Source organism: Variovorax sp. 10L421, assembly GCF_056395365.1.
Map to the genome: position 1 here is coordinate 1 of NZ_JBFTJJ010000001.1, position 11603 is coordinate 11603.

The 11603-nt window shown below is 67.2% G+C and carries 11 protein-coding genes; 8 read left to right on the plus strand and 3 right to left on the minus strand.

Annotated features, from left to right (window positions below; all coding sequences use genetic code 11):
* Positions 1-542 (plus strand): tripartite tricarboxylate transporter permease (locus tag AC1DFC_RS00005; RefSeq protein WP_478178512.1); only part of this gene is annotated, 542 nt, incomplete at its 5' end.
* A 134-nt stretch (positions 543-676) separates the two neighbouring features.
* On the opposite strand, the gene AC1DFC_RS00010 is transcribed toward AC1DFC_RS00005, so the two are convergent.
* Entirely contained in the window at positions 677-1603 is a 927-nt protein-coding gene (locus AC1DFC_RS00010) for a LysR family transcriptional regulator (protein ID WP_007835458.1), read from the minus strand.
* Positions 1604-1698: 95 nt separating this feature from the next.
* On the opposite strand from AC1DFC_RS00010, the gene AC1DFC_RS00015 reads away from it, so the two are divergent.
* The 4 genes from AC1DFC_RS00015 to AC1DFC_RS00030 are packed head-to-tail and all read left to right on the plus strand — an operon-like array spanning position 1699 to position 6089.
* Positions 1699-2670, plus strand: coding sequence for a Bug family tripartite tricarboxylate transporter substrate binding protein (locus AC1DFC_RS00015; RefSeq protein ID WP_007835460.1), 972 nt, complete (start codon positions 1699-1701; stop codon positions 2668-2670).
* 16 nt (positions 2671-2686) lie between these two features.
* Positions 2687-4300 carry a gamma-glutamyltransferase family protein gene (locus AC1DFC_RS00020; protein ID WP_413335171.1) on the plus strand — a complete coding sequence of 538 codons (1614 nt, stop codon included), beginning with the start codon at positions 2687-2689 and terminating at the stop codon, positions 4298-4300.
* Between the two features lie 21 nt (positions 4301-4321).
* Positions 4322-5284, plus strand: coding sequence for a DMT family transporter (locus AC1DFC_RS00025; protein WP_413335173.1), 963 nt, complete (start codon positions 4322-4324; stop codon positions 5282-5284).
* A 10-nt stretch (positions 5285-5294) separates the two neighbouring features.
* On the plus strand, positions 5295-6089 hold the full coding sequence (locus AC1DFC_RS00030; protein ID WP_478178513.1) for an SDR family oxidoreductase: 795 nt from the start codon (positions 5295-5297) through the stop codon (positions 6087-6089).
* 116 nt (positions 6090-6205) lie between these two features.
* Here the strand turns inward: AC1DFC_RS00030 and AC1DFC_RS00035 are convergent, their stop codons facing one another.
* Entirely contained in the window at positions 6206-7114 is a 909-nt protein-coding gene (locus AC1DFC_RS00035; protein WP_413315551.1) for a DMT family transporter, read from the minus strand.
* Positions 7115-7222: 108 nt separating this feature from the next.
* Here AC1DFC_RS00035 and AC1DFC_RS00040 point away from each other — a divergent pair, with 108 nt between their 5' ends.
* From AC1DFC_RS00040 to AC1DFC_RS00050, 3 genes are all read left to right on the plus strand, one after another.
* Entirely contained in the window at positions 7223-8206 is a 984-nt protein-coding gene (locus tag AC1DFC_RS00040) for a quinone oxidoreductase family protein (RefSeq protein ID WP_042674383.1), read from the plus strand.
* A gap of 109 nt (positions 8207-8315) precedes the next feature.
* A complete protein-coding gene (locus tag AC1DFC_RS00045; protein ID WP_007838447.1) occupies positions 8316-8717 on the plus strand; it encodes a response regulator in 402 nt (133 codons plus the stop codon).
* A 180-nt stretch (positions 8718-8897) separates the two neighbouring features.
* The gene (locus tag AC1DFC_RS00050) at positions 8898-9893 is read left to right on the plus strand and encodes a bile acid:sodium symporter family protein (RefSeq protein WP_007838449.1); all 996 of its coding nucleotides are present in this window, start codon (positions 8898-8900) and stop codon (positions 9891-9893) included.
* A 6-nt stretch (positions 9894-9899) separates the two neighbouring features.
* Here the strand turns inward: AC1DFC_RS00050 and AC1DFC_RS00055 are convergent, their stop codons facing one another.
* Positions 9900-11561, minus strand: coding sequence for a Na/Pi cotransporter family protein (locus AC1DFC_RS00055; protein ID WP_007838452.1), 1662 nt, complete (start codon positions 11559-11561; stop codon positions 9900-9902).
* Between the last annotated feature and the right edge of the window lie 42 nt (positions 11562-11603).

Consider the following 11603-nt stretch of genomic DNA (forward strand, 5'->3'; position numbering starts at 1 on the left):
TGGGCATTCCGCCCAACGCGGTGATGGCGCTGATGGTGGGTGCGATGACGATCCACAACATCCAGCCCGGCCCGCAGGTGATGACCAGCAACCCCGAGCTGTTCTGGGGCCTGATCGCCTCGATGTGGATCGGCAACGCGATGCTGATCATCCTGAACCTGCCGCTGATCGGCATGTGGATCAAGCTCCTGTCGGTGCCCTACAAGTTCCTGTTCCCGGCGATCGTGCTGTTCTGCGCGATTGGCGTGTACTCGACCAACAACAACACCTTCGACATCTGGATGGTGGGCATCTTCGGCCTGGTGGGCTACAGCTTCTTCAAGCTGGGCTGCGAGCCTGCGCCGCTGCTGCTGGGCTTCATCCTGGGGCCGATGATGGAAGAGAACCTGCGCCGTTCGCTGCTGCTGTCGCGTGGCGACTGGAGCGTGTTCGTGACGCGCCCGATCTCGGCGAGCCTGTTGGCTGCGGCTGCATTGCTGCTTGTGATCGTGCTGCTGCCTGCAGTCAAGTCCAAGCGGGAGGAAGCTTTCGTCGAGGAGTGACGGACAGAGTTCCCTCGCGGGACTTCAGAAAGAACGGCGCTTCGAGCGCCGTTTTTCATTTCTGTGTGCATCGCTTCGGGGCGCCTGCGCAGGGCTCGCTGCTGGTGCTCGCCGATCAAAACCCAGGTCATGTCCTACGGTCTGCTCGCCCGTGGCGGCTTCATGTGCTGTCGCGCCATCGCGAGGAAGGCCATCCCCGCCGGGCTCAGCGGATGCTTGGCCAACCGCACGGCGACCACCGGGTACTCCAGCGCAGGCCGCGTCACGCCCACGGCGCGCAGGTTGCCCGGCATCAGCACCTCCACGTAGCGCGGCAGCAGCGCCACCCCCGCGCCTGACTGGATGAGGCCGAACGCCGTCGACAGCATCGACACGTGATGCACCACGCGCGGGTACACGTTGGCCATGCTTGCGAGCTGGCGGCTCACGGCGCGCCACACGTTGGCGTCGGGGTTGACGTGAATGAACGGCAGTCCCTCCAGGTGCTTGGCATCGACCACCGCGTGCTGCGCCAGCGGATGGTCTTCGCGCACGAACAGGGCCATGCGGTCCGAGAACAGCGGCTCGGTCGCCAGCTCCGAATGCTTCTGGCCGATGTCCGAGCCGAAGCCCAGGTCGGCCTCCTGCGAGAGGATGCGCGAGATCATTTGCTCCGCCGTGCTGTCGAGCAGCGTGGTCGCGAGCGTCGGGTGCTTCTGCGAAAAGCGCCCGAGCAGCGGCGGCAGCAGGGCGCCGGCCGTGAGATGGCCCACCGCGAGCACGATGCGGCCTTCGCGCAGCTGCGACTGCGAGCGGCAGGCGCCCACGGATTCATCGATCAGCCGAAGCGCCCGCACCGCCGTGTCGACCATCATCTGGCCCGCGTTGGTCATGCGGATGCGGCGCCCGCGCACCACCAGAGGCTGCGCCAGCTCTTCTTCCAGCCGCTTGATCAGGTGGCTGATGGCGGGCTGCGTGAGCTGCAATGCCTCGGCCGCGAGCGTGAAGCTGCCCGTCTCGGCCACCGCCGCCAGCGCCCGCAGCTGCTGCAGCGAGATCTCTTCCGCGGTGCTTCTTGTCATAAGCAGTGTTCATAGTTGAATAAGCGGAATTATCTGGCTTGATGCGCCACTGCTGCATAGCATCCACTTCTCGTTCACAGGCACAAATTCCGCACATGAAACGCCTCCAGTTCCTCCAGGCGCTTGCCGTTGCGCTCGGCGTGGCCACCTCGTCCGCCAGCCTCGCGCAGGGCTACCCGAACAAGCCGATCCGCCTGATCGTGCCGTTCCCGGCGGCCGGCGCCACCGACCTCTTTGCCCGCACGCTGGGCCAGAAGATGGGCGACAAGCTCGGCACCACGCTGGTGGTCGACAACAAGCCCGGCGCGGGCGGCGCCATCGGCTCCGACCAGGCCGCCAAGGCCGCGCCCGACGGCTACACGATCCTGCTGGCCACCACCAGCACGCACTCGATCGGCCCGGCCGTCAGCAAGCTGCCCTACGACACGGTGCGAGACTTCACGCCCATCGCGCACGTGGGCGATGCCGCCAGCATCATGCTGGTGCCGGTCAATTCGCCCGCGAAGACGGTGCGCGAGTGGATCGATTACGCGAAGAAGAACCCCGGCAAGCTCAACTACGCGTCGAGCGGCAACGGCACCATCGTGCAGCTCACGGCGGAGCTGTTCAAGGCGCAGGCCGGCGTGTTCGTCACGCACATTCCCTACAAGGGCACGGCGCTGGCGATCCCCGACCTGATCAGCGGCAAGGTCGACGTGCTGTTCGATTCGCTGCCCACCGGCATGCCGCACGTGCGCGACGGCCGCCTGCGTGCGCTGGGCGTCACCTCGCTCAAGCGCAGCCCGCTGGCGCCTGAGCTGCCACCCATCGCCGATACGCTGCCCGGCTACGAGTCGAACACGTGGTTCGGCTTCTATGGTCCGAAGAACCTGCCGGTGGATATCGTCGCGAAAATCAACAAGGCCGCCAACGAGGCGCTGGCCGACCCCGAGGTGAAGGAAAAGCTCGCACGCCTGGGCATCGAGTCCGCGACGCCGGGCACGCCCGAGCAATTCGCGAAGATGGTGGCAGCAGACGCCGCCAAGTGGAAAAAGATCGTGGTCGACCGCAAGATCACCAACGAATAAGGCAAGGCACACCGACATGAACTTCGACTTCAACAATCCGTACCTCTCCACCCGCATCCCGATCTTTGCGCGCAACGTGGTATCGACCTCGCACCCGCTGGCCTCGCAGGCCGGGCTGCGCATCCTGCAGCAGGGCGGCAACGCGGTCGATGCGGCCATTGCCACCGCCGCCGTGATGACGCTGGTCGAGCCGGTGAGCAACGGCCTGGGCAGCGATGCCTTCTGCATCCTGTGGGACGGCAAGGAACTGCACGGCCTGAACGCCTCGGGCCCCGCGCCCAAGGCCTGGACGCCCGAATACTTCAAGGCCAAGTACGGCGCCGACGCCACGACGCCGCCGATGCGCGGCATCGACTCGGTCACGGTGCCGGGCGCGGTGCGCGGCTGGGTCGCGCTGAGCGATCGCTTCGGCAAGCTGCCGTTCGCCGACCTGCTGACCCCGGCCATCGACATCGCCGAGCGCGGCTACCTCGTGCCGCCGGTGGTGCAGGGCAAGTGGGCCGCGGCCACGCCGCTACTGGGTTCGCAGCCGGGCTTTGCACAGACCTTCCTGCCATGGGGCCGGGCGCCCGCGATCGGCGAGCTGTTCCGCTTCACGGCCGCTGCGCGGGCGCTGAAGGCCATCGCCCGCACCAAGGGCGAGGCCTACTACAACGGCGAGATCGCCGAGGCGCTCGCGAAGTTCTCGAAGGAGCAGGGCGGCGCGCTCACCGTGGCCGATCTCGAGGCCTACCAGCCCGAGTGGGTCAAGCCGATCTCGCGCGACTACCGCGGCCACACGCTGCACGAGATTCCGCCCAACGGCCAGGGCATTGCCGCGTTGATCGCGCTGGGCATCCTCGAGAAGTTCGACATCGCCTCGCTGCCGGTCGATTCGGTCGCCTCGCAGCATCTGCAGATCGAGGCCATGAAGCTGGCCTTCGCCGACGTGTATCGCTACGTGTCGGAGCCATCGTCGATGACGGTGACCCCCGCGCAAATGCTCGATGACGCCTACCTCGCATCGCGTGCGAGACTCATCGACGTGAAAAAAGCTCAGGACTTCAAGGCCGGCAACCCCGTGAAGGGCGGCACCATCTACCTCACCGCGGCGGACGAGCGCGGCATGATGGTGAGCTTCATCCAGAGCAACTACATGGGCTTCGGCTCGGGCTGCGTGGAGCCCGGGTACGGCATCAGCCTGCAGAACCGCGGCCACGGCTTCAGCCTGAAGGCCGAGAGCCCGAACGTGGTGGCACCGGGCAAGCGGCCGTTCCACACCATCATCCCGGCCTTCCTCACGAAGGACGGCCAGCCGGTGATGAGCTTCGGCGTGATGGGCGGCAACATGCAGCCGCAGGGCCACATGCAGACGCTGGTGCGCATGCTCGACTACGGGCAGAACCCGCAGGCCGCGTGCGATGCGCCGCGCTGGCGCTTCAACGCGGGGTTCGAGATCAACGTCGAGGCCGCGATGAACCCGGCCACGGTGCAGGGCCTGCGCGACCTGGGCCACCACCTCGACGTCATCGACGATTCGTACCAGGACTTCGGCGCCGGCCAGTTCATCTGGCGCGCGGGCGAGCCGTCGGTCGAAGGCTACGTGGCCGCCAGCGACCCGCGCCGCGACGGCCTCGCTGCAGGCTACTGAGGATCAAGGGATGATCGGGGAATGAACAAGACAGCCGCATCGATCGGCATTCCCCCTCACCAGGGCGCAAGGAAAGGCGTTGCGTCCGGCCTGATCCTCGCCACACTGGGCGCCATCGCATTCAGCGGCAAGGCCATCATCGTCAAGCTCGCGTACCGCTACGGCGTGGACGCCGTGACGCTCATCATGCTGCGCATGCTGTTCGCGCTGCCGCTGTTCGCGCTCATGGCGTGGTGGGCGGGGCGTGGCAAGCCGGCGCTCACCGGCCGCGACTGGATCGGCGTGATCGGGCTCGGTTTCTCGGGCTACTACCTCGCGAGCTTTCTCGACTTTGCCGGGCTGGCCTACATCTCGGCCGGCTTCGAGCGGCTGATCCTGTATCTCAACCCCACGCTGGTGCTGTTCTTCGGCTGGCTGCTGTACCGGCGCCATCCGACGCGACCGCAGGTGCTGGGCATGCTCGTGAGCTATGCCGGCGTGCTGCTGGTGTTCGGCCACGAACTCTGGACCGGCGGTGGCGGCAAGGGCGGCGGTGCGGCGGCCTGGGGCGCATTCCTGGTCTTCCTGAGCGCGGTGAGCTATGCGGGCTATCTGATCTACAGCGGCGAGTTCGTCAAGCGCCTCGGGTCGCTCAGGCTCGTGGGCCTGGCGACCACCGTGGCTTGCCTGCTGTGCATCCTGCAGTTCGTGCTGACGCGGCCGATGAGCGCGGCGATGCAGGTGGCGCCCGAGGTGATCTGGCTGTCGGTGCTCAACGCCACGCTGTGCACGGCGGTGCCCGTCCTCATGGTGATGATGGCCATCGAGCGCATCGGCCCTGCGGTGGCCGCGCAAACCGGCATGATCGGGCCGCTGTCGACCATCCTCATGGGGGTGGTCATACTCGGCGAGCCGTTCACCGCGTGGATCGCGGCCGGCACGGTGCTCGTGATCGCGGGCATCTTCGTTTTCACACGCAAGGGGCGCGAAGCCCCTGCACGATAGGAGCGACAACATGGATCTGGGTATCGCAGGCAAGACCGCGCTGGTATGCGGCGCGAGCAAGGGCCTCGGCTACGGCTGCGCCGAAGCGCTTGTGCGCGAAGGCGTCAACGTGGTGATCGTGGCACGCGGTGCCGAGGCACTGGAAGCGGCGGCGAAGATGCTGGCCGAAGCGGCGGGTGCATCGGGCGCTGCGTTCGTCAAGCACGTGGCGGCCGACATCACGACCGAAGCCGGCCGCGCGGCGGTGTTCGCACTCGGCCACGACTTCGACATCGTCGTCACCAACGCGGGCGGCCCGCCGCCGGGCGACTTTCGCAACTGGGACCGCGAGGCCTGGATCAAGGCGGTCGACGCGAACATGCTGACGCCGATCGAGCTCATCAAGGCCACGGTCGATGGCATGGCCAAGCGCGGCTTTGGGCGCATCGTCAACATCACGTCGAGCTCGGTGAAGTCGCCCATCGACATCCTCGGCCTGTCGAACGGCGCGCGCAGCGGCCTCACCGGCTTCGTGGCCGGCGTGGCGCGCACGCCCATCGCGGCGCAGGGCGTGACCATCAACAACCTGCTGCCGGGCTCGTTCGACACCGACCGCCTCAAGGGCACGATGGCCGGCGCCGCGCAGAAGTCGGGCCAGGACTTCGACACCGTGTGGGAAGCCCGCAAGAAGAACATCCCGGCCAGGCGCTTCGGCACGCCGGCCGAGTTCGGTGCCATCTGTGCCTTTCTCTGCAGCATGCAGGCCGGCTACATGACCGGCCAGAACGTGCTGGCCGACGGTGGGGCCTACCCGGGCACGTATTGAGCTCGCCCCCAGGCTTCGCGCACTTCGTGTCGCTACTCCCACCCCCTACCGGGGGCAACACCAGCGGCCCGGCAAAGCCGGTTCCGCGGTGTTCGCTTGAAGAGGGCGTTGTTGAATCAGCGCCGTGACGACACCGCGATCCCGGCCACGATCAGCAGGAACGCCGCGCCGTGGTACCAGTGCGGCGGCTCGCGCAGGAAGGCTGCCGAAAGCACTGCCGCGAACAGCGGCGTGAGGTTCAGGAAGATGCTCGCCGCCTGCGGACCCGCGCGCTGCACGCCGGTGCCCCAGCAACGGTAGGCCACCACCGCGGGGCCGATGCCGATGAACAGCATCGCGGCAGCGAGCGGCCAGCCCAGGTCGATGTGGGCGGGCGTCATCGTCCATTCGCCGGCGGCCAGCGCGCCCGACCACGCGAGGCCGAACACCAGCTGTGCCATCAGGAACGCGGCCCAGTCCTGCCGCAGGGCCCTGGGCTCGTTCGTGCGTGCCAGCAGCCAGCTGTAGAAGGCCCAGGCGATGGTGCCCAGGATCATGTAGAGGTCGCCCGGCACCAGCCGCAGGCCGAGCAGCTGCCGCCACTCGCCGCGGCTGAGCACCAGCAGCACGCCCGCCATCGACAGCAGCGCGCCGAAGATCTCGCGGGTGCTGACGCGTGCGCCGAAGAACAGCGTGCCCACCGCGAGCATCCACAGCGGCAGGCTGGAGCCGACCAGCGTGACGTTGATGGGCGTGGAGGTCTGCAGAGCGAGGTACTGGAAGGCGTTGTACAGGCCGATGCCGAGCAGCCCGAGCACGGCGTAGCGCTTCCAGTGCGCCCACACCGGGCTGCCGCGACGCAGCACCGGTGTGGCCAGCGGCAGCAGGAGCGCGAACGCGACGACCCAGCGCACGAAGTTCAGCGTGAGCGGCGAAACCAGTTCTCGCACCAGCCGGCCGACCACGGCATTGCCGGCCCAGAGCAGCGGAGGAACGACAAGCAGGAGGACGGTGGAGGGGGCAAGGCGCCGGTGCTGTGTCTGCATGGCGGCCGACTCTACCCGGGCAATGATGTCCCGCACCGCCACGGGAAACCCAAACATGGCAGGATGCCCCTCCCTCTTCTTTTCCTGTGCGTGGAGACTGCAACGATGATGAGCAAAGCTGTCCGTATCGACCGCCATGGCGGCCCCGAAGAACTGAAGATCGTCGACGTGGAAGTCGGCGAACCCGGCCCCGGCGAGATCCGCATCCGCCACAAGGCCGTGGGCCTGAACTTCATCGACACCTACCAGCGCAGCGGGCTCTACCCGTTCCAGATGCCGCTGCAGCTGGGCATGGAAGCCTCGGGCATCGTCGAGGCGGTGGGCGAGGGCGTGACGCACCTGAAGCCTGGCGACCGCGCAGCCTATGCCAGCCCGCCGCCCGGCGCCTACTGCGAGTTGCGCGTGATGCCCGCCAAGTGCGTGTGCAAGCTGCCCGACGACATCTCCTTCGAGACCGGTGCTGCCATGATGCTCAAGGGCCTGACCACGCAGTACCTGCTGAAGAAGACGCTGCCGGCCGAAGGCCTGCAGGCCGGCGACTTCATCCTGTTCCATGCGGCGGCCGGCGGCGTCGGGCTGATCGCCTGCCAGTGGGCCAGGGCGCTGGGCCTGCAGCTCATCGGCACGGCCGGCAGCGACGCCAAGTGCAAGCTCGCGCTCGAACATGGCGCCGCGCATGCCATCAACTACAGCACCGAAAACTTCGCGGCGCGCGTGAAGGAGATCACGGGCGGCAAGGGCGTGAAGGTGGCATACGACTCGGTGGGCAAGGACACCTACGAAGGCTCGATCGACAGCCTGCGCCCCTTCGGCCTGCTGGCGGTGTTCGGCAACGGCTCGGGCCCGGTGCCTCCGATCAACCTCGGCACGCTGGCGTCCAAGGGCTCGCTCTACGTGACGCGGCCGACGCTGTTCACGCACATGGCCACGCGCGAAAGCACGCAGGCGATGGCCGACGACCTGTTCGCGGTGGTGCGCAGCGGCGCGGTGAAGATTCCGATCGGACAGCGCTATGCACTGGCCGACGTGCAGCAGGCGCACCGCGACCTGGAAGCGCGCAAGACCACCGGCTGCACGATCCTGACGCTCTGAATCCACGGGCGCGAGGGGCGCCTTGTCCTACCCGGCGTGCGGTGTCATGCCTTCGACTTGTGCCGGGTGCAGTTTGTAGGCTGTGAGCACAGCGCAGAGGCAAGCCTTCATGACCACCGTTCGCACTTTCATCGTGGAAGACAACCCCACCATCCGCAAGAACCTCATGGGCGCGCTGCGCGAGGTCGCCCGGGTCGATCCTGTGGGCGAAGCAGAGTCGGAAGAGGAGGGCTCGCGCTGGCTTTCATGCAACCTGTCGGAATGGGACCTGGCCATCGTCGACCTGTTCCTGAAGGACGGCACAGGCTTTCGTGTGCTCGAGGCGTGCCGTCACCGCGGGCCGGCGCAGAAGATCGTGGTGCTCAGCAACTTCGCCACGCCCGACATGCGGCGCAGATGCGCCCTGCTCGGTGCCGATGCCGTTTTCGACAAGGTCACCGAGATCGAGGACCTTATGGACTATTGCCTGCGCCGACGTCAGGCGCAGTTCAGTTCACCGGCCGCACACTGAGGCAGGGGCATTCTTTCGCCGGCCGGCAGCGATGCCGGGCTTCGTCGAAAATTGCGCCCAGGGCGCGAGGAGCACGCGCCGGGCTCCGCGAAGTGGCGACGAGATTCATGCGCGGAAATCACACATTCCCTTGCTGAGTCGGCCTGCGCGCTTGCGGCGTGCGGCGCCCAGGTTCCATCCATGTCCCGCTCCCGCTTCCTTCCCGACAACTTCACCTTCGCGCTGCTCTCGGTGGTGACCCTTGCCAGCCTGCTGCCCGCGAGCGGGAAGCTGGGGCATCTCTTCGAGCTGCTCACGAGCGCTGCCATCGGCCTGCTGTTCTTCCTGCACGGTGCCAAGCTGTCGCGCGAGGCGATCATGAACGGCCTCATGCACTGGCGGCTGCACCTGCTGGTGTTCGGCAGCACCTTCGTGCTGTTTCCCGTGCTCGGGCTGGCGCTCAAGCCGCTGCTGTCGCCACTGGTGACGCCAGGGCTCTACACCGGCGTGCTCTATCTCTGCGTGCTGCCCGCCACGGTGCAATCGGCGATTGCCTTCACGGCCATGGCGCGGGGCAACATGCCCGCCGCCATCTGCAGCGCATCGGCGTCCACCCTGCTGGGCGTGTTCATCACGCCGGTGCTGGTCAATCTCGTGGTGTTGCCGAATGGTGGCCATGCGAGCTCGTCGCTGGATTCGATCGGCCGCATCCTGCTGCAGCTGATGGCCCCGTTCGTGCTGGGGCACCTGCTGCGGCCGTGGATCGGCAAGTGGATACAGCGCCGTGCCGCAGTGCTGAAATTCGTCGACCAGGGCTCGATCCTGCTGGTCGTCTACACGGCGTTCAGCGCGGCCGTGATCGAGGGCCTGTGGAAGCAGGTGCCTGCCCATGCGCTGGTCGGGCTGCTGGTGGTGTGCGCGGTGGTGCTGGGGCTGGCGCTGAGCCTCACGACCCTGCTGGCGCGCAAGCTGGGTTTCGACACGGAAGACGAGATCACGATCGTGTTCTGCGGCTCCAAGAAGAGCCTGGCCAGCGGGATACCCATGGCCAAGGTGCTGTTCGCCTCTCACGCGGTGGGCGCGATCGTGCTGCCGCTGATGCTGTTCCACCAGATGCAGCTCATGGTGTGCGCCGTGCTGGCGCAGCGGTACGCGCGGCGCGGGCGCGAGGCGGCCCTGTTGAAGACCGCCGAGTAAGAGGCGCTACCCCTCGATCTTCCCGAGCCGCGATTCCCTGAGCCGGCTGGGCGCCAGCGCCCCGGCCGATTCCAGGATCGGATACGCGATCGAGCAGATGTGCGAGTTGATGCGCTTCAGGTCGCTGATCAGGTCGATGTGCAGCGAGCTCGTCTCGATGCTCAGCGTGGTGCGGTCCGACAGCCGGTCGAGGTGGGTCGTCGCATAGGCCCGCTCCAGGTCGCGAAAGCGCACCTTCTCTTCCAGGAGCTTCTGCGCGTCCCGCACGTTGCCGTTCAGGAACACGCTCATGCTCAGCCGCAGGTTGGCTACCAGCCGCCCGTGCAGCTCGACGATCTCCGCCATGCCGGCCTGCGAGAAGTTGCGCTGCGGTTTGATCTTCTTGTCTTCCACATCGATGATTACGCGCTCGATGATGTCGCCGATCTGTTCCATGTTGATCGTGAAGCTGATGATGTCGGTCCAGCGCCGGCTTTCCTCCTCGCCCAGCGCCTCGCGCGAGATGCGGGTCATGTAGTACTTGATGGCCGAGTACAGCTGGTCCACCGTGTCGTCGAGCTGCCGCAGCTCCTGGGCCAGCCGCAGGTCGTTGTGGCGGATCACGTCGAGCGTGCCGATCAGCATGGTCTCCACGATGTCGGCCTGGTGCAGGGCTTCGCGCGCCGCATTGGAGATGGCGAGCGACGGCGTCGACAGCGCCGAAGGATCGAGGTGGTGCGGCCGCGTGGTGCCGGCCGGCTGTTGCGGCACCGGCAGGATGCGCGTCACCAGCCTGGCGACCCATTGCGTGAGGCCGATGAACCCCACGCTGATCACTACGTTGAACGCCAGGTGGAACAGCACCACGCCATGCGTCTGGTTCGGCAGCTCCGGCTGCACGTAGCGGATCCACAGTCCGATGAAGGGGGCGACGATGGCCACGCCCAGCGCCTTGAACAGCAGGTTGCCCACCGTCACCTGCCGCACCGACACGGCCGACTTGGCCGTGGTCAGCACCGCCAGCAGGCCGCTGCCGAGGTTGGCGCCGAGCACCAGGCCGAGCGCTACGTCCAGCGGCACCACGTTCGACGTGGCCATGGCCGCGACCAGCAGCACCACCGCGAGGCTCGAATAGGCCACGATGGCCAGCACCGCGCCGACGGTGATCTCGAGCAGCACGTCGCTGCTGATCGACGCGAGCAGTGCGCGCACGGCCGGCGAGGAGAACAGCGGCTCGGTAGCCTCCACCACCAGCTGCAGCGCCAGCAGCATCAGCCCGAGCCCGATCAGCACGCGGCCGATGCGCCCCGCCATGGAGGCCGAGCGGCTGATGAACAGCACCACGCCCACGAAGATGAACATCGGCGAGAGCCAGGACAGGTCCGCCGAGAACAGCACCGAGATCAGCGCCGTGCCCACGTCTGCGCCCCGCATCACCGCCAGCGCCGCCGGCAGCGTGACCAGGCCCTGCCCGACGAAGGACGAGGTCATGAGCGAGGTGGCGGTGCTTGATTGCACCAGCGCCGTCACGCCGATGCCCGAGAGGGCGGCCGTGAAGCGGTTGCGCATGCTCTGGACGAGGATCTTGCGCAGGTTGGCGCCAAACACACGCAGCACACCGGTGCGGACCAGGTGCGTACCCCACACCAGCAGGGCCACGGCCGCCAGCAGATTCAGGAGATGCTTCATGGGGGGCGGGTTCTGTCCTTTTCGTTTTGGTTCGTTTCGCCC